Annotated in this window: 27 protein-coding genes and 1 other RNA gene; 12 read left to right on the plus strand and 16 right to left on the minus strand. The window is 66.5% G+C overall.

Annotation, left to right across the window (positions count from 1 at the left end; all coding sequences use genetic code 11):
• Positions 1–57: 57 nt before the first annotated feature.
• Both LV476_RS10830 and rpiA read right to left on the minus strand, forming a co-directional pair.
• Positions 58–570, minus strand: a complete 513-nt coding sequence (locus LV476_RS10830; protein WP_250076060.1) for an ATP-dependent zinc protease family protein — start codon at positions 568–570, stop codon at positions 58–60.
• An 8-nt stretch (positions 571–578) separates the two neighbouring features.
• On the minus strand, positions 579–1244 hold the full coding sequence (gene rpiA / locus LV476_RS10835) for a ribose-5-phosphate isomerase RpiA (RefSeq protein ID WP_058575407.1): 666 nt from the start codon (positions 1242–1244) through the stop codon (positions 579–581).
• 146 nt (positions 1245–1390) lie between these two features.
• On the opposite strand from rpiA, the gene ilvA reads away from it, so the two are divergent.
• On the plus strand, positions 1391–2914 hold the full coding sequence (gene ilvA, locus LV476_RS10840) for a threonine ammonia-lyase, biosynthetic (RefSeq protein WP_434062826.1): 1524 nt from the start codon (positions 1391–1393) through the stop codon (positions 2912–2914).
• Positions 2915–2992: 78 nt separating this feature from the next.
• On the opposite strand, the gene LV476_RS10845 is transcribed toward ilvA, so the two are convergent.
• From LV476_RS10845 to LV476_RS10865, 5 genes are all read right to left on the minus strand, one after another.
• On the minus strand, positions 2993–3454 hold the full coding sequence (locus tag LV476_RS10845; protein ID WP_250076062.1) for an EVE domain-containing protein: 462 nt from the start codon (positions 3452–3454) through the stop codon (positions 2993–2995).
• Between the two features lie 30 nt (positions 3455–3484).
• Positions 3485–4099: a 5-formyltetrahydrofolate cyclo-ligase gene (locus tag LV476_RS10850; RefSeq protein WP_250076063.1), complete on the minus strand. Its 615-nt coding sequence runs from the start codon at positions 4097–4099 to the stop codon at positions 3485–3487.
• Between the two features lie 9 nt (positions 4100–4108).
• Positions 4109–4297, minus strand: a non-coding RNA gene (gene ssrS, locus LV476_RS10855) — 6S RNA.
• A 70-nt stretch (positions 4298–4367) separates the two neighbouring features.
• The gene (locus tag LV476_RS10860) at positions 4368–4664 is read right to left on the minus strand and encodes a cell division protein ZapA (protein ID WP_250076065.1); all 297 of its coding nucleotides are present in this window, start codon (positions 4662–4664) and stop codon (positions 4368–4370) included.
• A 3-nt stretch (positions 4665–4667) separates the two neighbouring features.
• On the minus strand, positions 4668–4886 hold the full coding sequence (locus LV476_RS10865; RefSeq protein ID WP_250076066.1) for a hypothetical protein: 219 nt from the start codon (positions 4884–4886) through the stop codon (positions 4668–4670).
• 137 nt (positions 4887–5023) lie between these two features.
• Between LV476_RS10865 and LV476_RS10870 the strand changes: the two genes are divergently transcribed.
• The 5 genes from LV476_RS10870 to LV476_RS10890 are packed head-to-tail and all read left to right on the plus strand — an operon-like array spanning position 5024 to position 10284.
• Entirely contained in the window at positions 5024–5575 is a 552-nt protein-coding gene (locus LV476_RS10870) for a UPF0149 family protein (protein WP_250076068.1), read from the plus strand.
• Between the two features lie 40 nt (positions 5576–5615).
• A complete protein-coding gene (locus LV476_RS10875) occupies positions 5616–6968 on the plus strand; it encodes an aminopeptidase P N-terminal domain-containing protein (RefSeq protein WP_250076069.1) in 1353 nt (450 codons plus the stop codon).
• Between the two features lie 7 nt (positions 6969–6975).
• Complete coding sequence (locus LV476_RS10880) at positions 6976–8202, plus strand: FAD-dependent oxidoreductase (protein WP_250076071.1); 1227 nt, start codon at positions 6976–6978, stop codon at positions 8200–8202.
• Positions 8202–9392 carry an FAD-dependent oxidoreductase gene (locus LV476_RS10885; protein WP_250076073.1) on the plus strand — a complete coding sequence of 397 codons (1191 nt, stop codon included), beginning with the start codon at positions 8202–8204 and terminating at the stop codon, positions 9390–9392. Before LV476_RS10880 ends, LV476_RS10885 begins: the two co-directional genes overlap by 1 nt.
• Positions 9382–10284: a potassium channel family protein gene (locus LV476_RS10890; protein WP_250076075.1), complete on the plus strand. Its 903-nt coding sequence runs from the start codon at positions 9382–9384 to the stop codon at positions 10282–10284. The genes LV476_RS10885 and LV476_RS10890 overlap by 11 nt, the downstream gene beginning before the upstream one ends.
• Before the next feature lie 17 nt (positions 10285–10301).
• Here LV476_RS10890 and prmA read toward each other — a convergent pair whose 3' ends face one another.
• The 6 genes from prmA to cutA all read right to left on the minus strand — a co-directional run bounded on the left by prmA (position 10302) and on the right by cutA (position 16475).
• Positions 10302–11201, minus strand: a complete 900-nt coding sequence (gene prmA / locus LV476_RS10895) for a 50S ribosomal protein L11 methyltransferase (protein WP_250076077.1) — start codon at positions 11199–11201, stop codon at positions 10302–10304.
• Positions 11201–12544 (minus strand): acetyl-CoA carboxylase biotin carboxylase subunit, encoded by a 1344-nt coding sequence (gene accC, locus LV476_RS10900; RefSeq protein WP_250076080.1) that lies wholly within the window; start codon positions 12542–12544, stop codon positions 11201–11203. Before accC ends, prmA begins: the two co-directional genes overlap by 1 nt.
• Positions 12545–12602: 58 nt before the next feature.
• Complete coding sequence (gene accB, locus LV476_RS10905) at positions 12603–13052, minus strand: acetyl-CoA carboxylase biotin carboxyl carrier protein (RefSeq protein WP_250076081.1); 450 nt, start codon at positions 13050–13052, stop codon at positions 12603–12605.
• 28 nt (positions 13053–13080) lie between these two features.
• On the minus strand, positions 13081–13530 hold the full coding sequence (gene aroQ / locus LV476_RS10910; protein WP_250076083.1) for a type II 3-dehydroquinate dehydratase: 450 nt from the start codon (positions 13528–13530) through the stop codon (positions 13081–13083).
• 270 nt (positions 13531–13800) lie between these two features.
• The gene (locus LV476_RS10915; protein ID WP_250076085.1) at positions 13801–16161 is read right to left on the minus strand and encodes a protein-disulfide reductase DsbD; all 2361 of its coding nucleotides are present in this window, start codon (positions 16159–16161) and stop codon (positions 13801–13803) included.
• Entirely contained in the window at positions 16140–16475 is a 336-nt protein-coding gene (cutA, locus tag LV476_RS10920; RefSeq protein ID WP_250076087.1) for a divalent-cation tolerance protein CutA, read from the minus strand. The genes LV476_RS10915 and cutA overlap by 22 nt, the downstream gene beginning before the upstream one ends.
• Positions 16476–16607: 132 nt before the next feature.
• Between cutA and LV476_RS10925 the strand changes: the two genes are divergently transcribed.
• Positions 16608–17117 (plus strand): FxsA family protein, encoded by a 510-nt coding sequence (locus LV476_RS10925; protein ID WP_250076089.1) that lies wholly within the window; start codon positions 16608–16610, stop codon positions 17115–17117.
• A gap of 3 nt (positions 17118–17120) precedes the next feature.
• Here the strand turns inward: LV476_RS10925 and hemG are convergent, their stop codons facing one another.
• The gene (hemG, locus tag LV476_RS10930; RefSeq protein WP_250076091.1) at positions 17121–18554 is read right to left on the minus strand and encodes a protoporphyrinogen oxidase; all 1434 of its coding nucleotides are present in this window, start codon (positions 18552–18554) and stop codon (positions 17121–17123) included.
• 127 nt (positions 18555–18681) lie between these two features.
• Between hemG and LV476_RS10935 the strand changes: the two genes are divergently transcribed.
• Positions 18682–19674, plus strand: coding sequence for a complex I NDUFA9 subunit family protein (locus LV476_RS10935; RefSeq protein ID WP_250076093.1), 993 nt, complete (start codon positions 18682–18684; stop codon positions 19672–19674).
• Positions 19675–19733: 59 nt separating this feature from the next.
• Positions 19734–20297 carry a TIGR00645 family protein gene (locus LV476_RS10940; protein ID WP_250076095.1) on the plus strand — a complete coding sequence of 188 codons (564 nt, stop codon included), beginning with the start codon at positions 19734–19736 and terminating at the stop codon, positions 20295–20297.
• Positions 20298–20379: 82 nt separating this feature from the next.
• Here the strand turns inward: LV476_RS10940 and LV476_RS10945 are convergent, their stop codons facing one another.
• Positions 20380–21024: a DUF1109 domain-containing protein gene (locus LV476_RS10945; protein WP_250076097.1), complete on the minus strand. Its 645-nt coding sequence runs from the start codon at positions 21022–21024 to the stop codon at positions 20380–20382.
• Entirely contained in the window at positions 21021–21560 is a 540-nt protein-coding gene (locus tag LV476_RS10950) for a sigma-70 family RNA polymerase sigma factor (protein WP_250076099.1), read from the minus strand. The genes LV476_RS10945 and LV476_RS10950 overlap by 4 nt, the downstream gene beginning before the upstream one ends.
• Positions 21561–21755: 195 nt before the next feature.
• On the opposite strand from LV476_RS10950, the gene LV476_RS10955 reads away from it, so the two are divergent.
• The 3 genes from LV476_RS10955 to LV476_RS10965 all read left to right on the plus strand — a co-directional run bounded on the left by LV476_RS10955 (position 21756) and on the right by LV476_RS10965 (position 23525).
• Positions 21756–22397 carry a cytochrome b/b6 domain-containing protein gene (locus LV476_RS10955; RefSeq protein WP_250076101.1) on the plus strand — a complete coding sequence of 214 codons (642 nt, stop codon included), beginning with the start codon at positions 21756–21758 and terminating at the stop codon, positions 22395–22397.
• A gap of 13 nt (positions 22398–22410) precedes the next feature.
• Positions 22411–23160 (plus strand): molybdopterin-dependent oxidoreductase, encoded by a 750-nt coding sequence (locus LV476_RS10960; protein ID WP_250076103.1) that lies wholly within the window; start codon positions 22411–22413, stop codon positions 23158–23160.
• Positions 23161–23234: 74 nt separating this feature from the next.
• Positions 23235–23525 carry a hypothetical protein gene (locus LV476_RS10965; RefSeq protein WP_250076105.1) on the plus strand — a complete coding sequence of 97 codons (291 nt, stop codon included), beginning with the start codon at positions 23235–23237 and terminating at the stop codon, positions 23523–23525.
• Positions 23526–23659: the final 134 nt, after the last annotated feature.

The following is a 23659-nucleotide window of genomic DNA, read 5'->3' on the forward strand; positions in this document are numbered from 1 at the left end:
GCGGTCATGCGCCCGGAATAAAGCGGCCGGCGACATGCCGGCCGGGTGGATCTGGCGTTACTTGCAGTCCGGGTCGTCGGTGAAACGTTCTTCCGGGTCGACGATGATTCGTCCTGCCATGTGGTTGCGACCGACCAGTACCGGGTAGTTGAACCCGTCACGGTTGTTGAGGGTAACCTCTTCCTCGATCTCCGTGCTGTCGACGCAGATGGTCAGGTTGACCACGTAGCGGGTATCCGGTTTGCCTTCGTGGCGCTTGATCTTGACCGTGCGCTCGACCTCGCGCTCCAGCCAGGCTTCGGTGCCGGTGTCCCGATCGACGACCTTGAAGCGAACCCACTCCTCGTCGTCTTTCTCGAAGGTTTCGATCTCGCGGGCGTCGATCGAGGAGGTGGTGGCTCCCGTGTCGAGCTTGGCTTCCATTATCCAGCCGAGTTCCATGACCTTGACGTCCTCGACGTACCCGAAGATTTCCTTGTCGTCCGCCTGAACCGGCGCGACGAAGGAGAAGGTCAGCAACGCGGCCGTCAAGAGATGGCCTGTGCGGGTCAAGAGTTTGACTGCATGCATAGAGAACATTACCCGTCGATTTTGCGGATGTCGCCGTCCGCCGTGCCCAGGATCAGGACGTCGGCCGGACGCAGGGCGAAAATACCGACGGTTACGACGCCGGGAAGGTCGTTGAGTTCCGCCTCGAGTTTCGCCGGTTCCATGATGCGCAGATTGTGCACGTCGAGGATCTGGTTGCCGTTGTCGGTGACGAAGCCGTCGCGGTAGACCGGCTGGCCGCCGTGCTTGACCAGTTCGCGGGCGATCATGCTGCGCGCCATCGGGATGACCTCGACCGGCAGCGGGAAGGCGCCGAGTACGTCGACGAGCTTGGTCTCGTCGGCGATGCAGACGAACTTGTCGGCCATCTGCGCGATGATCTTCTCGCGGGTCAGGGCACCGCCGCCGCCCTTGATCAGCTGCAGGTTCTCGTTGGACTCGTCCGCCCCGTCGATGTAGACCGGCACGGAGTCGACGCTGTTGAGGTCGAAGACCTCGATGCCGTGATCCTTGAGGCGCTGGGTGCTGGCCTCGGAGCTGGAGACCGCGCCTTCGATGCGGTTCTTGATCTTGGCGAGTTCGTCGATGAAGTAGTTGACCGTCGAGCCGGTGCCCACGCCGACGACGCTGCCGGCCGGGACGTATTCGATCGCGGCCTGGGCGGCCAGTTTCTTGCCTTGTTCGGTGTTGCTCATTCTTGCCTTCACTCTGTACTCGATAGGCCCCGTCAGGATGGCGCGACGCCGCGGGGGCTCGGGTTTCTGGTAATCTCCTATCGTATATCACTACCACGGTTTGGCGGGCAAACGTGCCCGCGATCCATCGATGACGAGGTGCGGATTTGACGCCCCTGCTGCGTGACTATCTCGAGGAGATCCTCAAGGCCCGGGTCTATGACGTGGCCATCGAGTCCCCGCTGGAACCGGCCGTCCAGCTGTCCGAACGCATCGGCAACCGGGTGCTCTTGAAGCGCGAGGACATGCAGCCGGTGTTCTCCTTCAAACTGCGTGGGGCGTATCACAAGATCCACAAGCTCTGGCGCGAAGGGCGCATCGGTGGCGGGGTGATTGCCGCCTCGGCCGGCAACCACGCCCAGGGCGTGGCCCTGGCCGCACAGACGCTCGGCCTGCGCGCGGTGATCGTGATGCCCGAGACCACCCCGGCGATCAAGGTCGACGCGGTTCGGCGTCGTGGCGCCGAGGCGGTGCTGGTTGGCGATGCCTTCGACGATGCCTTCGCCCACGCCACCACCCTGATCGAGTCCGAGGGGCTGACCTACATCCCGCCCTACGACGATCCGGATATCATCGCCGGCCAGGGCACCGTCGGCGCGGAAATCCTGCGGCACCATCCCGATCCGATCCACGCGATCTTTGTCCCCGTCGGCGGGGGCGGGCTGATCGCCGGCGTGGCCGCCTACGTCAAGGCGCTGCGCCCCGAGATCCGTGTGATCGGCGTCGAGCCGGCGGATGCCGCCTGCCTGGCCGCCGCCATGGCCGCCGACGAGCGGGTAGTGCTCGAGCAGGTCGGGCTGTTCGCCGATGGCGTGGCCGTGCGCCAGATCGGCGAGCATTCGTTCAAGGTCGCCCGCGAGGCGGTCGACGAGGTGATCACCGTCGATACCGACGAGATGGCCGCGGCGATCAAGGACATCTTCGACGACACCCGCAGCATCAACGAGGCCGCCGGAGCACTCGCCACTGCGGGACTCAAGCGCTATGCCCGCGAGCGAGGCCTGGCCGACGAGACCCTGGTGGCAATCGCTTCCGGGGCGAACATGAACTTCGACCGGCTGCGTTTCGTCGCCGAGCGTGCCGAGATCGGCGAGCACCGCGAGGCGCTCTACGCGGTGACCATTCCGGAGCGCCCGGGTGCCTTCCTCGCATTCTGCGAGTTGCTGGGGCGCCGACAAATCACCGAGTTCAACTACCGCTATGCGGACGCCGATCGGGCGCACATCTTCGTCGGCATCAAGCTTGCCGAGCAGGCCGATCGAGCGCGGGTGTTCGAGCAACTCAAGGCCGCTGACTACCCCGTCATCGATCTCACCGACAACGAGATGGCCAAGCTCCACGGGCGGCACATGGTAGGCGGACACGCCGGCGATATCGCCGACGAGCGGCTGTTCCGCTTCGAGTTTCCCGAGCGTCCCGGCGCGCTGCTGAAATTCCTCTCGCATCTGGGTGCGCGCTGGAACATCAGCCTGTTCCACTACCGCAATCACGGCGCCGACTACGGCCGGGTGCTGGTCGGCATCCAGGTGCCGGAGGGCGAGGTCGCCGAGCTCACCGCTTACCTGGAGCGATTGCGCTACCCCTACTGGGCCGAGAGCGACAACCCGGTCTATCCGCTGTTCCTGGCGTAACCGGGATCCTTGGTTCTTGCTCCATCAAAAAACCGCGCCTCGGCGCGGTTTTCTCGTTGGCGCGTTCGCCGGGCGTTCTCAGCCCTGATCCTCGATCGAGAGGATGTGCTCCCACTGGTCTTCGGTCACCGGCATGATCGACAGCCGGTTGCCGCGGCGTACCAGCGGCATCTCCTCGAGCGCCGGATCCGCCTTCAGTTCGGGCAGCGGGATCACGCGCTTGGTATGACGGACGTACTTGACGTCGACCAGCAACCAGCGCGGCTTGTCCGGATCCGATTTCGGGTCGTAGTACTTCTCGTCCGGGTCGAAGGCGGTAGGGTCCGGGCGCGCCTCGCTGACGATGTCCATGATGCCGACGATGCCCGGGACCTTGGTGTTCGAGTGATAGAAGAAGGCGCGGTCGCCCGGCTTCATCTCGTCTCGGATCATGTTGCGCACCTGGTAGTTGCGTATGCCGTCCCAGGGTTCGGTTCCGACGCGCTCGAGGTCGTCGATGGAGAAGGCGTCGGGTTCGGATTTCATCAGCCAGTAGGCCATGAGTATCTCCTGTGCGTCGTGATAGGCGAGTCAGTCCGAGGCCGCGGGGCCGGCCGAGCGGCGGGCATCGATGATGCCGCTGTCGGTGACGACGTAATCCAGCGGCTGGTCCCAGGGGTCGACCGGCAGGCTGTCGACCTCCTGGCAGCCGAAGGCCACGCCGATGGCCAGGGGGCGCCGGCCGTGGCGCTTGGTCAGTGCGCGGTCGTAGAAGCCGGCTCCCATGCCGAGTCGGTTGCCGCGCGCATCGAAACCGACCAGCGGGATCAGCAGGGCATCGAGGCTGTTGATACCCCGCCGACGCGGATCGCTGGATTCGATGATGCCGAAGCGGTTGGTGCGCCGGCGTGGCATGCGTCGGTGCGAGCAGGCGGTCAGCGGGTCGGCATGATGGAAGGCCAGCCGGTAGTCCGGCAGTACCCGTGGCAGCCAGATATGGCCTCGATGACGCTGCAGCCAGCCGTCGAGCTCGGGTTCGCCGTCGAAGGCGCAGTAGGCAGCGACGGCATGCAGCGAGAGCCCGCGGGTCAGGCGCTCAAGCCGGGCCTCCAGACGGCGGATGGCCTGGAATCGCTGAAAGCCGCCCAACGCCTTGCGGCGGGCGCGGAGCGCTTTTCTCAGGGCGGCTTTGTCAGGCTTGAGCATCAGAATGAGGTGTCTTCCAGGGCGCCGCTGGCGACGCTACGACCTTGAACCGGTAGGGTTCAAGTCGGGGGCCACGCCCGGCTCATTAGGCTTTCCGCGCTGGGCGCGGACATGCACACAGAACCGTTTTGCCGCCCCCTGTGTCGCAAATTAAGGCTCAAGGGATTGAGCGCCACCTGGCGAACGTCCCAGAAGACTGTCTTCATGCTAGGGGCGGTGGTCCGGGCTTTCAAGCGGTGTCGTGTGGCACGGCGATCTGTTCGCCGGCTTAGTGTTGCTCCATGGCCGTCAGCAATCGGTCGATCCGGCCGGCCAGCTCGCCGTTCTCCAGATCATCCGGCAGTTCGAGCTCCCGGCCTTCCAGCAACTGGCGGGTGATGTTGAGCGCAGCAAGCACGGCGATCCGTTCGGTACTCAGCACCTTGCTCGTGCGCCGGATCTCCGCCATCTCGTCGTTGAGATATTCCGCCGTGCGCAGCAACATGCCCTGTTCTTCGGCTGGGCAGACGATGCGGTAGTCCTTTTCCATCACCCGCACGGTCACGGGATGCGTCGGCTGGCTCATGGATCAATCCTCGGGTTGGGAGTGGACGGCCTCGTCTTCCAGACGCCGCAACTGGCCGGCCAGTTCCTCGATGCGGGCATGGCTGTGTTGAATCAGCCGGCGCAACTCCTGATTTTCCTCGGCCAGCGCGGCGGCCTGTTCGCGCAGCGCGCTGCGTTCGTCGTGGGCCCGCTCTGCGGCGGCAATCAGTCGTTCGATCTTGTCGGCAAGCCGTTCGGCCATGGTTGCGAATCTCCGCGTGTGGCGCCCCTCGGGTCACGGGCGGGGCGGCGCCCGACCCGCTGGAGTCTATCATTTGCCTGGCATAGCGGTGACAATGTGTCCCGCGACGATCCATGCAGAATGCCAACGGGGAGCCAATGACCGAATACCAACGACTCCAGCAGGCGCTCGACTCGATCGGGGCGCTGGCGAATCCGGCCGAAGCACACGGGGTGCTGATCGGCATGTGGGTCGGCGGCGGGCCGGCCGAGCAGTCGCGCTGGCTGGCTGAACTGGTCGAGGAGGACGAAGAGCCGCAGGCCGTGCCGGCAGAGCTTTCCGGTCTGTACCGGCAGTTCGTCGAGCAGGTCACCACGGCCGACAATCTGGGTCTCGATTTGGTGCTTCCCGACGATGACGCCAGCCCCCGCGACCAGGTCGAGGGGCTGATCGACTTCGCGCAGGGCGTGCTTTACGGCTATGCGATCGAGAACGGGCCGGCACGCCGCGCGTTGACCGACGAGGCACGCGAGGTATTCGACGATCTCGGCGACATCGCGCAACTCGACCCCGAGTCGGTCGGTCGCAGTGAGGACGATGCCTTCGATCTCCACCAGATCGAGGAGTACCTCAGCTCGGCGCTGTTGGTCATGTACCTGCAACTGCATCCGCCGGTGCCGGAGAGTGCCGGCTCCAATCGGCTGCAGTAGGCAACGTCGGGCTCCACGAACTTTCGACACGAGAGACGAGATGCAGACGATCGGTCCCTCAGCCACCGAGCGGCGGGAATACCAACGCCGCCGCAAACACTTGCTCAAACGGATCGGGAAGCGTGGGGCGGCGATCGTCACCGCAGCCTGCGAGCAGCAGCGCAATCACGACAATCCCTGGCCGTTCCGGCAGTCGAGCGACTTCTACTACCTCACCGGTCTCGCCGAACCGGACGCCCTGCTGGTGCTCTGCTCGAAGCGCGAGGCCGGCGAGGTGATTGCCTTCGTCAGCCCGCGCGACCCGGAGCGCGAGCGTTGGGAAGGCCCGCAGCTGGGCGTGGAGCAGGCACCCGCGGTGCTGGGCGTGGACCAGGCCTTTCCCATCGACGAAATCGACGAGCGGCTCCCCGAGCTGCTGCGCGGTTACACCAAGTGCTACCTGCCGTTCGCCGAGCATGACCTGGTCATGCAGGCGCTGGGGTGGTTCGACGCATTGCGTCGCGGGGCGCGGGCCGGTGTTCAGCCGCCGGAGACGCTCAAGGACGTCACCGTGCCGCTGCACGAACTGCGTCTGATCAAGTCGGCCCACGAGATCGACCGGCTGCGCCGGGCTGCCGCGGTTTCCGCCGAGGCACACCTCGCGGCGGCCCGTGGCGTGCACGGTGGCCTGTTCGAATACGAGATTGCCGCGATCCTGCAGAAGGTGTTCGCCAGCGCTCACGGCGAGCCGTCGTTCGCGCCGATCGTGGCCGGCGGGTCGAATGCCTGTGTGCTGCACTATCGTGCCAACGCCGCCGAGCTCAAGGACGGCGATCTGGTCCTGATCGACGCCGGTGCGGAAGTCGACTACTACGCCGGCGACATCACGCGCACCTGGCCGGTCAGCGGCCACTTCTCCGAACCGCAACGCGAGCTCTACCAGCTGGTGCTCGATGCGCAGATCGCCGCGATCGAGACCATCGCTCCGGGCGTGTCCTTCGATGCCCCCCACCAGGCTGCCGTGCGCGTGATCGCGGAAGGGCTGATCTCGCTCGGCCTGATCGACGGGCCGGTCGAGGAAGCGATCGAGGAGGGCCGTTACCGGACGTTCTTCATGCACCGCACCGGCCACTGGCTGGGTTCGGACGTGCACGACGTCGGCCGCTATCGCGTCGACGGCGAATGGCGCCAACTCGAGCCCGGCATGGTGATGACGGTCGAGCCGGGCATCTACGTCGATCCGCAGTCGAATGCACCCGAGGCCTACCGTGGCATCGGCATCCGTATCGAGGACGACGTGCTGGTCACCGAGGAGGGGCACGAGGTGCTCACCCGAGAGGTGCCCAAACGGATCGACGAGATCGAGGCGCTTTTCGCCGGCCGGCGCGATCCGGTCAGCCTGCCGCTGGAGTGAATCGCCCATGAGCCGAGCCATCGACGACAGCCAGATGCCATTCGACACCGACGTGATCATCGTCGGCGGCGGCATGGTCGGCGGTGTGCTGGCGCGGGCGCTGGCGGCCGACGGTTGGCGCGTCGAGGTGGTCGAGCCCCGTCCGCCCGGTGAGTCGGCCAGCTTCGACCGCCGGCTGACGGCGGTAGCCGACGCGGGTTGGCAGTACCTCGACACCCTCGGGCTGGTGGATGCATCGCTCTCCGCTGCCGCCGAGCGCATTCGCGAGGTGCGGGTCTTCGATCGCGGCCATTTCGGCCTGACGCGCATCACCGCCCGCTCCGCCGGTGTCGAGGCGCTCGGTTACGTCATGCCCAACCGGGCACTGGGCGACCGTCTCGAGGCGCTGCTCGCCGAGCCGCCGTCGGGCGACGCCCCGGTGACGTATCGCCGTCCGGCCCGTTACGAGCACCACGAAACCGATGCCGACGGGGTGACCGTCACCCTGAGCGAGGGAGCCGATGAGCAGCGTGTCTCCCGCCATGCCCGATTGGTGGTCGCGGCCGACGGGGCCGAATCGGCGGTACGCGAGCAGGCCGAGATGGGCGTCAAGCGGCGCGAGTACGAGCAGGTAGCGACCGTGGCGACCGCCATGCCGTCGCGTCCACACGGGGGCGTCGCCTTCGAGTGCTTCACCACCGGCGGGCCGCTGGCCGTGCTGCCGGCGGCAGATGACCGGGTCTCGCTGGTCTGGGTCGCGCGCCGCGAGGAGGCCGAGCGCCTCGGCGGACTCGACGACGCGGCCTTCGCCCGGGCCGTCGACGAGGCCTTCGGTCATCGTCTGGGCGGCTTCTCGGCGGTCAGCCCGCGGGGGCAATATCCCCTGAGCCTGGTGACTGCCACCGAGCCGGTCGACGAGCGGCTGGTGGTGTTGGGCAACGCCGCCCACGCCCTGCACCCGGTGGCGGGGCAGGGCTTCAATCTCTGCCTGCGCGACATTCGTGATCTCGCCCGGGTGTTGCGTGCCGATCGGGGTGCGGCGGTCGACCCGGGCGATCCCGAGCGCCTCGAGCGATATCGCTCACTGCGCAAGGCCGACTACCGCCGCACCATCGGCCTGACCGACGGGCTGGTGCGCGGTTTCTCGCTCGACCTGCCGGGGCTGGGACACCTGCGCGGCAGCACGCTGTCGCTGTTCGACGGCCTGCTGCCGCTTAAGAACCGCCTGGTGCGGGCCACGCGGGGGATTGCCTGATGGCCGCGGCGCATCACGCCGACGTGATCGTGGTCGGTGGCGGCATGGTCGGTGCTGCCGCGGCGCTTGCTCTGGCGCGGCGCGATTTCGAGGTGGTGCTAGTCGAGCGCGAGCCGCCCGCCCCACTGGCTGGTGACGATCCCTTCGACCTGCGGGTCTCGGCGCTCGCGCCGGCGAGCATTGCGCTGCTCGATCGACTGGGTGCCTGGCCCGCCATTCGCGCCGAGCGCGCCGCCCTCTATCGGCGCATGCGGGTCTTCGATGCCGTCGCCCCGGGCGATCTGACCTACGAGGCGGCCGAGATTGGCCGTCCGTATCTGGGCTACATCGTCGAGAACCGGCGCGTGCAGCTGGCCTTGTGGGAACAGCTGGCCGGCTGCGACAACGTCGAGTGCCTGACCGGCAGCGTCCCGCAACAGCTTGAAGTCGGCGAGCGCAACGCCAGGGTGACGCTGTCCGATGGACGGGCCGTGACTGCCGATCTCGTTATCGGTGCCGACGGTCAGCGTTCCTGGATACGCGAGGCGGCCGGTATCGGCGCGAGCAGCCGTGATTATGCCGTGGCCGCGCAGATCCTGTCGGTGGAGACCGCCTACCCGCAGCAGGACATTACCTGGCAACGTTTCACCCCGGACGGCCCGCAGGCCTTCCTGCCGCTGGCCGGCTCGCGGGGGTCGCTGGTCTGGTACGACGCGCCGGAGCGCGTGCGAGCGCGCCACGCTCTGTCGCCGACCGAACTGCGTGATGAAGCGATCCGCCACTTCCCCGAGGAGCTGGGCGAGATCGACCGGGTGGCCGGCCAGGCCTGGTTCCCGATCCGGCGCCTGCACGCTCATCGCTATTGGGCCGAGCGGGTCATCCTGGTCGGCGACGCGGCCCACTCGATCCACCCGCTGGCGGGGCAGGGGGCGAACCTGGGGTTCGCCGATGTCGACGCGCTGGACGCGCTACTGGGCGAGTCGGATGGTCACGCGCCCGGCGCCGCGCGGCTGGGCCGCGCCTACGAGCGCCGCCGGCGGGCGGACAATCAACTGGTCCAGTCGCTCATGGATGCCTTCGACTGGGGCTATCGACGCCGCGATCCCGTGACGGTGGCGGCGCGCACCGCCGCGACGCAGCTGGTTGCCGGCGTGCCGCCTTTGCGCCGCTGGATGACGCGCATGGCGGGAGGGCAGCGCTTTGGCGGATAAGCCCTTCCTCGATCCACCGGAAAAGCAGACCGCCCGGCGCATGATCTACTGGGGCGTGAAGCTCACGCGCGTTCTCGGCATCGCCGGGGTGGCGGACTATGAGGATCGGGCTGCCCAGCGATGGGCGTATCGGCTCGAACTGCCGCTGCTGCTGATTACCCTGTGGATTCCGTTTCAATGGTATCTGGCCCAGACGGGCCGGATCGAGTTCGGCCAGGGGTTCTGGATCGACCAGCTGATCTGGGGGTTCTTCCTGGTCGAACAGCTGATCCTGCTGGCCCTGGTCAAGGACAAGGTCTTCTACCTCAAGAGCAACTGGCTGCTGGTGAGTGTCGTCGCCATCGGCCTGCCGTTGATCCTGATCCAGGCCGTGGAGTTCCTGCTCGGGCTGCGCCTGTTGCGCGGGCTGCTGGTACTGATTACCGCCCTGCGACTGGGGCGGCGCTACTTCCGCGAGCTGGGCCGGCATGTCTTCTTCGCGATCGGTCTGATGACCGCCTTCCTGGTGATGCTCGGCGGCTCGCTGATGCCCCTGCTCGATCCGGAGACCTTCGAGGATTTCGGCGACGGCGTGTGGTGGGTCATGGTCACCCTGTCGACGGTCGGTTACGGCGACATGGTGCCGCAGACCGAGGCCGGGCGATCGCTCGGCCTCCTCTATGTCGCGATCGCCGTGATTTGGCTGAGCCTGATCAGTGCGTCGATCGCGGCATTTCTGGTCGGCCTGAAGATGGAGGCGACCAGCGAGGATGAAGAGCGCGTCGAGACACGGATTCTCCATCGCCTCGACCGGATCGAGGCGTTACTTGAGCGTCAGCAGGATGCCCGCCGCTCGAACGAGGAATGGTCGGCGGGAAGCGAGGAAAGCGAACGCGAGCCGCCGGCGCGCTAGCAGCGCCGGGTTCGGCTTCAGGTCGGTCGGTGACCGGCCACCAGAGCCCAGTCGCCCAGTTCGCCGAACGTGTCCACCCGGCATCCGGCGGCCTGCCAGGCAGCAGCGACGGCGTCGGCCTGATGGGTCAGGATGCCCGACAGGACGAAGCGCGCACCCGGCTTGAGATGGCGGCTCAACATGGGCGCCAGTTCGATCAGCGTTGGTGCGAGGATGTTTGCCAGCAGGCCATCGACCTGCCGGTCGGCAGGGTAGTCGGCGGCCAGATACAGCGAGAAACGCGCCGGGTCGATGTCGTTGAGCTCGGCGTTACCACGACTGGCCGTCAGTGCCTGCGGGTCGATGTCCGTGCCGTCGACTTGGCCCGCACCAAGCCGCAGGGCGGCGATGGCAAGAATGCCCGAGCCGCAGCCGGCATCCAGCCAGTGCTGGCCGGCGATATCCTGCGTTTCCAGCCATTCGAGGCACAGGCGAGTGGTCTCGTGCTTGCCGGTGCCGAAGGCGAGCCCCGGGTCGAGCCGGATCGGCAGGCGGTCGCCTGTCGACTCGCTGTCGTCCCAGGCCGGTTCGATCATCAGGCGTTCGCCGATGGGCATCGCCTGGAAGTCCGCCTGGGTGCGCCGCACCCAGTCTTCCTCGTCGAACACCGAGTGGCCAAGTCGATCCAGCAGGGCAGGGCGCAGTAGTCCGTGCAGGGTGCCGACGATCGTCGCCGGCGAGACGTCGCCCTCGAACAGGCCCACCACGCGGGTTTCGGCCCACAGCGGTGACTCGCCCGGTTGCGGTTCGAGCACCGGCTCGTCGCCGAGCTCCTCGAGTGTTACCGACAGGGCGCCGGCCGCCAGTAGGGCATCCTCGACCGCTTCGACGTCGTCACGCGGCACTTCCAGCCAGAGGTGCTGCCATTCCTGGGCCATCAGGTGATCCCGAGGCGCTTGTGCAGGAAGTGGATGTCCATGCCGCCCTGGACGAAGCCGGCGTCGGCCATCAGGTCGCGATGCAGCGGGATATTGGTCTTGATGCCGTCGACCAGCATTTCCTCGAGCGCGCCGCGCATGCGACGGATGGTCGCGTCGCGGTCGCCGGCATGCGTGATCAGCTTGCCGATCATCGAGTCGTAGAACGGCGGCACCGAGTAGCCGTTGTAGACGTGCGTGTCGACCCGCACACCCAGTCCGCCCGGGATGTGCAGATTGGTGATCTTGCCCGGGCTGGGGGCGAAGGTCGTCGGGTCCTCGGCATTGATGCGGCACTCGAGCGCATGGCCGCGGAACTCGACATCGTCCTGGCTGAGCGTGAGCGGGATGCCGGCGGCGATGGCCAGCTGTTCCTTGACCAGGTCGATACCGGTGATCATCTCGGTGACCGGATGCTCGACCTGCAGACGGGTGTTCATCTCGATGAAGTAGAACTCGCCCTTCTCGTACAGGAACTCGAAGGTGCCCGCACCGCGGTAGTTCATACGCTTGCAGGCCTCGACGCAGACCGCGCCGATCTGGGCGCGCTGCTCCGGCGTGATGCCGGGCGCCGGGGCCTCCTCGATCACCTTCTGGTGGCGGCGCTGCATCGAGCAGTCGCGCTCGCCCAGGTGAATGGCGTTGCCCTGGCCGTCGGAGAGTATCTGCACCTCGATGTGACGTGGGTGCTCGAGGAACTTCTCCATGTAGACCTCGGGGTTACCGAAGGCCGCGCCCGCCTCGCTCTTGGTCATCTCGATGGCGTGGTGGAGATGGGCCTCGGTGTGCACGACGCGCATGCCGCGCCCGCCACCGCCGCCGGCCGCCTTGATGATCACCGGGTAGCCGACCTCGCGCGCCAGACGGTGATTCTCGTCCGGGTCGTCGGACAGCGCACCTTCCGAGCCCGGCACGCAGGGCACGCCGGCCGCCCGCATGGTCTCCTTGGCGGTGACCTTGTCGCCCATCAGGCGGATCGACTCGGCGGTGGGGCCGATGAAGATGAAGCCGGACTCCTCGACGCGCTCGGCAAAGTCGGGGTTCTCGGAGAGAAAGCCGTAACCGGGGTGGATGGCCGACGAGTCGGTCAGCTCGGCGGCGGCGATCAGCGCCGGCACGTTGAGGTAGGACTCGTTGGAGCGCGCACCGCCGATGCAGACGGACTCGTCGGCGAGGCGCACGTGCTTGAGGTCGCGGTCGGCGGTGGAATGGACCGCCACGGTGCCGATGTCGAGTTCACGGCAGGCGCGCAGGATGCGCAGCGCGATCTCGCCGCGGTTGGCGATCAGAACCTTGTTCAGCATCTTGGGGAAACTCCTGGGAAGACGAAAGCGGCTGGACGTGTCGGGCGCAGGCGGTGCCTTACTCGATCACGAACAGCGGCTGGTCGTATTCCACCGGCTGGCCGTTTTCCACCAGGATCGACTTGATGGTCCCGTCGACCTCGGCCTCGATCTGGTTGAACATTTTCATCGCTTCGATGATGCAGAGCGTGTCGCCCTTCTTCACCGTGGTGCCGACTTCGACGAACGGGCTGGCTTCGGGGGAGGACGCCCGGTAGAAGGTGCCGACCATCGGCGAGTTGATGGTTTCGCCAGCGGGCTCTGCCGGTGCCTCGCCACCCGTCTCCGCGGCCGCGACTGGTGCGGCTGGTGCCTGCGGGGCCGCAGCCGGCATCATCGCCGGTTGCTGGGGCGGCTGCTGGGAATTGCGCGAGATGCGCACCGACTCTTCGCCTTCCTTGATCTCGATCTCGGCGACGCCCGATTCCTCGAGCAGCTCAATCAGCTTCTTTACCTTGCGGATATCCATGGTGTGTCTCTTGCGTTTTTCGTGTCTATCAGACGGACGCGGCGTCCAGGTGTTCAATCAGGGCGGTCAGGCCGAGTTCGTAGCCCAGTGCGCCCAGCCCGACGATGCTGCCGACGGCGATGTCCGAGAAATAGGAGTGCTGTCGGAACGCCTCGCGGGCGTGAATGTTGGATAGATGGATCTCGACGAATGGCCGATCGATCGCGAGCAGGGCATCGCGCAACGCGATGCTGGTGTGGGTCCAGGCGCCGGGATTGATCAGCACCCCGTCTAGCCCCTCGTCGGCGGCGCGATGCAGCCGGTCGATGGCCTCGCCCTCGTGGTTGCTCTGGAAGTGCTCCAGGGAAACACCACGGCCGTGAGCGGCCTCGTCAAGCCGCGTGCCGATGTCGGCGAGCGTCAGCCGGCCGTAGCGCTCCGGCTCGCGGCTGCCGAGACGATTGAGGTTGGGGCCGTTGAGTACCAGGATCCGTTTCATGGGAACTCGCTGCTTATCGCCGGTCGGGACGACCATGTCCCGGCTGGACCGTTGATTTTCCGGCATTGTGCCGGCTGGAAGCGGTTAAGTCACGTTTTCCTGCGCGTTTTTTTGCCAATCGCCGCCGATTGGCCGATTTTTCACGAACTTGTGCTTTTGTGGTCTGCGTGGGGATCTCGCCGATTACCGGCCGCCACCGCGGCGCGAGAATAGGTGGGTCATCGGCTCCCCCAAACGAAGAACGCCCCGCACGGGGCGGGGCGTCGGGGGCTAGCGCTGGCTCACCCCTCGCACGTGGGTGAGGAATTCCTCCGGCGGCTGATAGCCCACCACCCAGTGCTCGCGGACCCGCTCGCCCTGGGCGTCCCAGAAGATGATGCCCGGCGGCCCGTAGAGGTCGAATCGCTTCAGCAGGGCCTTGTGCTCCTGATTGTTGGCCGTCACGTCGGCCTGCAGGACGAGAAAGCCGTCCAGTGCCTCGATCACGTCCGGATCGCTGAAGGTGTTGTGCTCCATCTCCTTGCAGGACACGCACCAGTCGGCGTAGAAGTCGAGCATCACCGGCTGGCCGGCGGCCTTGGCCTGGGCCAGGGCCTCGTCGAGCTCGGCCTCGTTGTCGATCTGGCGGAAGGTCAGTTCGTCCGGCGCGTTCGCGCCCCCGCCCACCGACAGCCCCGCGAGCGGAGCGAATACGGTGCCCTTGCCGCCACCGGCGACCCCGATCAGGATCAGGGCGCCCCACAGCAGCAGGACCACACCCAGCGCTTTCCACAGACGGCGCCAGCCGGAAGCCGCCTCCTTCAGCGACTCGGTCGCGCCCATATAGACCGCGGAGGCGATCAGCAGTACCGCCCACATCATCTGGGTGACGGTGATCGGCAGGAAGCGTTCGAGCATCCAGATCGCCACGCCCAGCAGCAGGACGCCGAAGACCGCCTTGACGGCATCCATCCAGCTGCCGGCCTTGGGCAGGTACTTGCCGCCGACCGTGCCTACGAGGATCAGGGGTAGCCCCATGCCGATCGACAGCGCGAACAGCGCCAGACCGCCGATCACCGCATCGCCGGTCTGGCCGATGTAGATCAGCGCGCCGGCCAGCGGCGGCGCCATGCAGGGGCCGACGATCAGTGCCGACAGGAAGCCCATCACCGCCACGCCAGTGAGCGTGCCGCCCTGCTGGCGGTTCTGTGCCTGCATGATGCGCGACTGGATCGACGAGGGCAGCTGCAGCTCATAGAAGCCGAACATCGACAGGGCGAGCAGGACGAACAGCACCGCGAAGCTCGACAGCACCCAGGGGTTCTGGAAGGCCGCCTGCAGGTTGGCGCCGAACACCCCGGCGAGCACCCCGGCCACGGTGTAGGTCACCGCCATGGCCAGCACGTACACCAGCGACAGCACGAAGGCCTTGCGCGTGGTGATGTGCTCGCCCTGACCGGCGATGATGCCCGAGAGGATCGGGATCATCGGGAACACGCAGGGCGTGAAGGCGAGCAGCAGGCCGAAGACCAGGAAGCCCAGCACGATCGCCCAGGGAGTGCCCTCGACCAGCCGCTGCGTGATCAGGTCGGTCTCCGAGCCGCCTGCCGCCGGCGTCGAGGCGGCGGGCGGCGGCGTGGTGCCGGTGCTCGACGGGCTCTCGTCGCTGGTCGTGTCGTCGAGGGCCGGCAGCTCCTTGACGTTGGTCGGTTCACCGAGATCGTCCGGCACCTCGTCGAGGCGCTCGGCGGTGCCTTCGGCCGGATCGATGCGCCAGGCCTTTTCCATCGGCGGGTAGCACAGCCCCATGTCCGCGCAGCCCTGATAGCCGATCACCAACGTGTACGGCGAGTCGGCGTCGATGCTCAGGCGGGTGTCGAGCTGGTCGTGGAAGACCCACACGGTGCCGAAGTTGGGATCGTCCTTGCGCTCGCCCTCGGCCAGCTCGGCGCCCTCGAGCGTTGCCCCGTCGCTGGTAGTCGCCTTGAGCCGGCCGCGGTAGAGGTAGTACTCGGGGACGATGTCGAAGCGGACGAACACCGAGTCGCCGTCGGCGGTGACCTCGGGGCGGAACGCCTCCTCAGGGTCCATCGGCTCGTCGCTGCCACCCAGACCGAAGCTGCCGAGGCTGATGCCGCCGTCACGGCTCGAGGCGCCTTGCGAGGCACCGTCGGATTCCGGCTCCGATGCGGCCGGCGCCTCGTCCGGCAACTGCACGGTCAGCTCGCGGGTTTCCGGCGGGTAGCAGACACCGTGGATATCGGAGCAGCCCTGGTAGTCGACCGTGATGAGCGCCTCGCCGCTGCCCTGCGTGACCGGCACCCGCGCGGAGAAGTCTTCCTTGTAGACCGGGGTCTTGCCGAAGACGGGGTCGTCGTCGATGACGGCCTCGGGCAGTTCCGGCTTGCCCAGCGAGATGCCCTTGCTGTCGCCGACCTTAAGCTTGTCCTGGTAGAGGTAGTAGCCGTCGGTGACCTCGAAATCGAGACGGATGTCGCCGTCGTCGTAGGCAGCCTCGACGCCGAATGCCTCCTCGCCGGAGAGCAGTTCGGGCTCGGCCATGACCGCGGTCTGCCAAAACAGGGCAAATGCCGCGAACAGGAGGGCGCCGAGGCGCGCCGGGTTGACGGTCAGTGAGCGGTTTGGACGCATTGTTGAACCCATTCTGAGTAGGACTGGCTGCTTTCGGCCGACAGGATGACCACCTCGGGGCAGTCGTACGGGTGGTAGCGCTCGATCGCGTCCTTGAGATCCTCGATGCGCTCGGGACTGGTTTTCATGTGGAGTTGGTATTCCTCGTCACGACACAGCTCGCCCTGCCAGTGATAGGCCGAGCGGACCGGACCGACGACATTGACGCATGCCACCAGGCCGTCGGCCAGCAGCCGGGCGCTGAAATCGTCGGCGGCCCGGGGGTCGTCCAGCGTCGTGATCACCAGTGCTATTGTGCTTTGCTCGATCGTCATTACTGTCAGTCGGACGGGTTAAGTCGAAGGCGTGAGGGCCGTTGGTGACGGTCACACGTCGTTTGGTTCCGTCGAGAGACTAGCGTTCCAATCGTTAGTCGGCAAACAAATACATTCTGAGCACGAGTCGCCATGCGAAAACTGTCCGGATTCATTCTGTTTCTGCCGCTGGTCGAGCTGGTCCTGCTGATCGCGATGGGCGCTGCCATGGGCTTTCTGACCACTCTGCTGTGGATCGTGGCCACCGGGGTGTGGGGCGCATGGCTGATGCGCACCGCGGGACCCAATGCCATGGCCCGTGCCCAGCGGGAGATGGCGAGCACCGGTCGTGGCGAGATCGACAGCCTCGGCGTGGCGGCCAACTTCGTCGGTGGCCTGATGCTGCTGTTGCCCGGGCCGATGACCGACGTGCTGGGTCTGGTGCTGGTCACCCCGTTCCTGCGACGCCTGGCCTTCGGGGCCTGGCTCGCCGGTCGACTGCAGCAGGTCGTGGTGGAGCGGGGCGGTTTCGGCCCGGGGCGCGGCCCGTTCGGCCCCGGTGGCCCGGGAGGGGACGGCAACGTCTACGATGCCGATCCGGATGACGTCTCCCGCCGCGATTCCCACTCCTCAAGGCATCTCGACCACGACGATCGCGACTGAGCCTCAGTCGTCGGCCAGCAGGCGTTCGCCCAGCGCTCGGCCGTTCTCCAGACAATCGCCTACGGCAATGCCGTCCCGCCAGTTGCCGATCAGCGACAGCTGCGAATGGGCGGCCAATGCCTGATCGAGTCGTTCGATGCGCGCCAGGTGGCCCAGTTCGTACTGCGGGATCGCCTTCGGCCAGCGGCTGACGCGTTGCCAGACCGGCTCGCCCTCGATGCCGAGCAGGTCGCCCAGGTCCCGAGTCACCTGGCGCACCAGCTCCGCATCCGTCATGTCCACCGCCTCGGGGTCCTGCCGTCCGCCGATGAAGGCGGTGATCAACTTGTGTCCCGTCGGCGCGCGGTGGGGGAACAGGGTCGAGGAGAACAGGGCGCCGAGGGTGCGGCGTTTCTGATTGCGCGGCAGGAGTACACCGAAGCCGTCCAGCGGGTGGGCCAGCATGCCGGTGGGGAAGCCCAGCGCCACCGAGGCGACCGGCGGGTAGACGATCTCGTCGAGTGGTTCGGCAAGCAGCGGGTCGACCGGGCGCAGCAACTCGGCGCTGACGTGTGCCGGCGTGGCGAGCACCAGATGGCGGGCCTGCCATTGCTGTCCCTCGGCATCGGTCACCCGCCAGCCACCGTCACCGCCGGTCACGGTCTCGATCCGCCGGCCGCAGACAATCTCGCCGCCGGGCGACGCCGTGATGCGCTCGGCAAGTCGGTCGGTCAGGGTCTGGATGCCGTCGGGAAAACTCAGCAGCTTGCCTCGCCACGCCGGTGGCAGCGAGTCGGTGCCGTCGCGCCGCTGCTGCCGGGCGTGTTTCATGGCAGCGAAGCCGCCGCGGATCAGTGAACCGTGCTCGCGCTCCATGGCGGCAAGTTTCGGCATGGCGGCCTGCACGGAGAGCCGGGCGGGATCGCCGGCATAGACGCCCGAGACGAACGGATCGACCAGGTTCTCGAGCACGTTACGGCCGAGACGGCGCTGGACGAAGTCGGCCAGGCTTTCCTCGTGGGCGGCGCGGCGGACCCAGGGTTCGCGCATCAGGCGAAGCAGGGTGCCCGGCCCGACGAGCGGGTTGAACGGTGCGGCCAGCGGGTTGCTCGGCAGGGCGATCAACTGCTTGCCCTGGGCGACGTAGCGCTTGCGGCCGGCCTCGCCGGCGAAGATGGCCGTTTCGGCCAGATCCAGTTCTTCGAGCAGCTCGAACAGCGGCTGCTTGACCATCAGCGTGTTCGGACCGATCTCAATCTGCCACTGGTCGTCGCGGTGGCTGCGGATGTTGCCGCCGGGCTGGTCGCCTGCCTCGAGGACGGTGACTCGCTTGCCCTCGCGCGCCAGGGCATAGGCGGTAGCCAGTCCGCTGGCACCGGCGCCGACAACCAATGTGTCCGTGGCCAGCGTGTCCGTGGATTGCGTCCCGGTGGAGTCGGGGTGGTCGCTTGCTGTCATGGCATCTCGTGACGTTGCCGGGCAAGTGCATGATCTTGCCGTGGTGGGGTAAGGCTATGTCTGTCCGCGGGGTCGAGTGTACTCTACCGGTCCGCTCATTTTCGGCAGTCGGACTGTCAGGGACGTTATGGACGAATCACACGCCGTTGGTGGGATTACCGACCCGCGGGGGCAGCGCCGCGCGGTCGTCCTGGGAGGAACCGGTTTCGTCGGCCGCCGGATCGTGCGCTTGCTGTCGGAAGCCGGCTGGGAAGTCGTCGTGCCTAGCCGTTTCGCGGCACGTCACAAGGACATGGGGTTGTGGCCGAGCGTCGTGCTGGTCGACATGAAGTCGGTGGCGCAGTCGGACCTGGCCACGCATCGCGAGGCCCCCGGGCTGGCCGAGTTGCTCGATGGCGCCGATCTCCTGGTCAACCTGGTCGGCATCCTCAACGAGCGCGGCAACGATGGCCAGGGCTTCAAACGCGTCCATATCAAGCTCACCAAGGCGGCGCTGCGAGCGGCCGCCGACGCCGGCGTGCCCCGTTACCTGCACATGAGCGCGCTGGGTGCCGACGAGGAGAACGGCGCCAGCCACTACCAGCGCACCAAGGGCAAGGCAGAGAACTGGGTGCACCGTTTCGGTCGCAAGCACGACATCGCGGTCACCAGCTTCCGCCCGTCGGTGATCTTCGGACCGGGCGACTCCTTTCTCAATCGCTTTGCCGGGCTGGCGAAGCTCATGCCGGGCATCTTCCCGCTGGCCTGCGCGGGCGCGCGCTTCTCGCCGGTCTACGTCGGCGACGTCGCCCGTCGCTACGTCGAGGCGATCAACGACCCGGCCACCTTTGGCGAAAGTTACGATCTCTGCGGTCCGCACGACTACTCGCTCGGCGAACTGGTCAGCTATGCCGCATCGACCAGCGGTCACCCGCGCTGGGTGATCGGCCTGCCCGGCTGGCTCGCCCGTCTGCAGGCGCGCGTGATGGAGTGGTTGCCGGGTAAGCCGTTCAGCCGCGACAACCTCGCCTCACTGCAGCGGCCCAATACCTGTGAGCCGGACTGTCAGCGCGAACCCACCCGCCTGGAAGATATTGCGCCGTCCTATCTCGCGCCGGACGCCTGTCTGGCGCGGTGGTAGGATAAGCGGCCCCGTGCGCCCGCCCCGTCGCGAGCGGCCAGCGGGATATCGCCCGTCTGATGTCTGAATCGAGGTCCACCGTGGAATCGGAAACCCCCAATCCTCCCGAGCGGCGTTCGAGCAACGCCGAGCACTATTTCGAGCACTTTCTGTTCGGCAGCCGCTGGATCATGGCGCCGGTCTACCTGGGCCTGGTCGGCGCGATGCTGATCCTCCTGGTCAAGTTCGGCTCCGAGCTCTGGCATCTGCTCAGCCACGCTTTCAGCCTGAGCGAGTCCGAGATCATCATCGGCGTGCTGACGCTGGTGGACGTGGCGCTGATCATGAACCTGCTGATCATCATCATCTTTTCGGGTTACGAGAACTTCGTCTCGAAGATGGAGGATCTGCACAGCCATCATGATCGACCCGAATGGATGGGGCATATCGGCTTCACCGATCTAAAGATCAAGGTGATCGGCTCGATCGTCGCCATCTCGGGTATCGAGCTGCTGAAATCGTTCATGAACGTCGAGAACCTCAGCGATCGGGACATGGCCTGGATGGTCGGTATCCACCTGACCTTTGTCGTCTCCGGTGTGCTCTACGCCGTGATGGACAGGTTGCAGGGCAAGGGACACTGACTGCCCCAATCGAGCCTGCGCATACGAAAACCCCGCCTGATGGCGGGGTTTTTTTCGTTGGGGATATGGCTCGGCGTTCAGGTCACCAGCGCAGCAGACGCGGACCGAACCAGGCACCCATGCCGGTCGGGATCAGTATGCCGAGCAGATACCACGTGGCGATGAAGGGAGCGCTCATCTCCGGGCAATGCACCGAATAGACTAGCGCGGCCAGCGATCCGGCGAACAGTCCGGCCGCGGCACCGGCCAGCCGCAGACGGGTGGGTGCCATGCCTCGCATCGCCCACAGGGAGCTCGCCAGCAGCGGCGCGGACAGCAGGGCGATCAGGAAGGCGCAGCTACTCCAGGTCTCGCCCATCAGCAGAGTGGCGCGTTGAGACGGTGCCGCCTGGCTGAGCGAGGCGATGGCCAGCATCCACAGGAGCAGCACAGGAACGGCAGCGGCGGACGTCGGCAGCCGACCCAGCCGCAGGCCCGGGTGGCCCAGGCGCAACGTCGCCGCCAGTCCCGCCACCGCTAGCAGGCCGGCAAAGCCGATCTTGATCCAGAACATCGGCGCCGCGGCGGCCTGGGACAGGTCCGGGCGGATTCCGAGCAGCCCGAGCATCAGGGCCAAGCTTGCGAGGAGGCCGGTGGCGGTGGCCATGGCCAGCCGGTTCGGTAGCGCGCGACGCGGCACGGCCACCTCGCCGGCGGCGAGTACGGATACGAGTTGCTCGGTCTTCATGTGTCCCCCCGAATGAGTCTGGCCAGTGTCTTGAGTCCGCGGTGGACGCCGACCTTGACCGCCGATTCCGACATGCCGGTGCGTTGTGCGGTTTCCATTACCGACAGACCTTCCAGCTTGGTGTGCCGGATCGACAGTTGCTGGCGTTTTGGCAGCAGGGAGAGCAGGTGCTCGAGATCCCGGCCCGCCATCTCGTCGTGTTCGGGGGCACGCGGCTCCCGGATGGCCGCCTGATCGAGCGAATCGGTGCGCTGTTCACGCCGTTTCCGTCGACGCAGCAGGTCGGCGAGCTTGTAGCGGGCGATCGCGTACAGCCAGGCGGTGACCGGCAGGGCCGGATCGTAGGTCTGGCGCTTGTCGTGGATCGCCAGCAGCGATTCCTGCACCAGGTCCTCCACCTCGTCCGGCAGGCTGCCCAGTCGGCGGCGGAAATAGCGCCGTAGCAGGTCGCTGGTGGCCTGGAGGAAGGCGTGATAGGCACGGCTGTCCCCGGACAGTCCGTCCAGCAACCGCCCCCGCAGCTCTTCCTCGCTCATCTCTTGCCCACCATGCCCTGTCATTCGTCCGGACCATGGATGTGGTTACAGCATTGATTGTAAGCGCGCCGAATGATGGTCGCCCTGCGAATTCGATCGCGGTTGTAACCGAGGAGCGTCCCGCGGCGAATGGATGGATATGCCTATCGTGATGCAGGTCGGTTGTTCGACCTTCGCCTTTCCAGGAGGCAGTCCATGGATTCGCAGTCCGTCATGACCAGCAGGTTTCGGCGTGGCAGGTCCGGTGACGGCATGTCGCCGGTGCACCCCTTGTGGCTGCGACTGACGCATTGGCTCAACGCCCTGGCGGTGGTGCTGATGGTGATGAGCGGTTGGCGGATCTACAACGCCTCGCCGCTGTTCGACTTTCGCTTTCCCGACGAGATCACGCTTGGCGGCTGGCTCGCCGGTGCGATCCTCTGGCACTTCGCGGCCATGTGGCTGCTGGTGGCCAACGGCCTGATCTATCTCGCGGTCAACGTCGGTACCGGCCGGCTGTGGTGGCGCTTTTTTCCGCTCTCGCCGCGCGGATTCGTGGCCGATCTGAAGGCCGCCTTTCACGGTCGGCTCTCGCATGCCGACCCGCGGCACTACAACTCGGTGCAGCGGGCGGCCTACCTGTTCGTGATTCTCGATCTGGTGCTGCTCGTGGTTTCCGGCCTGGTGCTGTGGAAGTCGGTGCAGTTCCCGCTGCTGCGTGAACTGATGGGCGGCTACGAGGCGGCGCGTTACGTCCACTTCTTCACCATGGCCGCGCTGGTCGGTTTCGTGGTGATTCACGTGGCGATGGCGCTGCTGGTGCCGAGTTCGTTGTGGCGCATGATCCGTGGTCGATGAGGGGAGGGCCGGCATGAACGATCGAGAGAGGCGAATGCGCCCGATAGACATCGGGCCGGCAAAACCGGACCGGCGGCGCTTCCTGCGTGGCTCGCTGGCACTGGGTGCGATGCCGCTGGTCGGCGGGTGTTCGATCAGCGACGAGCCGCTGGTGGAAAAGGCCCTGCTACAGGTCTCGCGCTTCAACGACCGCGTCCAGGCCTGGTTGTTCGACCCCGAGCAGCTCGCACCCACCTATCCCGAGTCGATGATCACCCGACCATTTCCCTTCAATGCCTACTATCGTCTGGACAAGGTGCCGCGGGTCGACGGCGAGCGCTTCCGTCTGCAGGTCGGCGGCCGGGTCGCCGATCAGCGGCCGTGGTCACTGGCCCAGCTGCGCGATCTGCCGCAGACCGACCAGGTGACTCGGCTGATCTGCGTCGAGGGCTGGAGCGCGATCGGCAAGTGGGGTGGGGTGCGCTTCTCGGACTTTCTTCGCCGCATCGGCGCCGATGTCGAGGCCAAATACGTGGGGTTTCGCTGTGCCGACGGCTATTACACCAGCATCGATATGCCGACCGCGCTCCATCCGCAGACGCTGCTGGCACTGACATTCGACGGGGAAACGCTGCCCGCCCGCTACGGCTTTCCCCTGAAGCTGCGCATGCCGACCAAGCTTGGCTACAAGAACCCCAAGCACGTCGAGGCGCTCTTCGTCACCAACACGTACCCCGGCGGCTACTGGGAGGACCGGGGCTACAACTGGTTCGGCGGCAGCTGAGCATCCGGCTCGACTGCGCTGAGGCATGGCAGTCCCGCCATGCGCTATTGAGCAATCGACATGAGGGTATTCCCATGAAGACGATGACTGTAACGATGATCTGTGCCGGCCTGATGACCATGGGCAGCGCCGCCATCGCGGCCGATTCCATGCAGAAGGACGTTTACGCCACGCTGGCGATGTCTCACGAGGACGGTGAAAAAGACGCCATGGGCCATGACGAGATGGGTGGCGACGAGATGTCCGGCGAGGAAATGGGCGACGGGATGGGCCATGACGAGATGGGCAAGGACGACATGAGCGGCGACGAGATGGAAAAGGATGACGAGATGGAAAAAGACGAAATGGGCGGCATGGACGAATAATCCCGCTGCTCTCGACTCGATCGAGCCCGTCGCGGCCCTGGTGGTCCGGCGGGCTTTTTCGTTCCCAGGTGCTGGTCGGGCACAAAAAAACCCCGCCGAGGCGGGGTTTCCTGGTGCGATGTCCGGCCGGTTTG

Origin of the sequence: Guyparkeria hydrothermalis (genome assembly GCF_023555385.1) — a bacterium.
In the GTDB taxonomy this organism is placed as follows: Bacteria; Pseudomonadota; Gammaproteobacteria; order Halothiobacillales; family Halothiobacillaceae; genus Guyparkeria; species Guyparkeria hydrothermalis_A.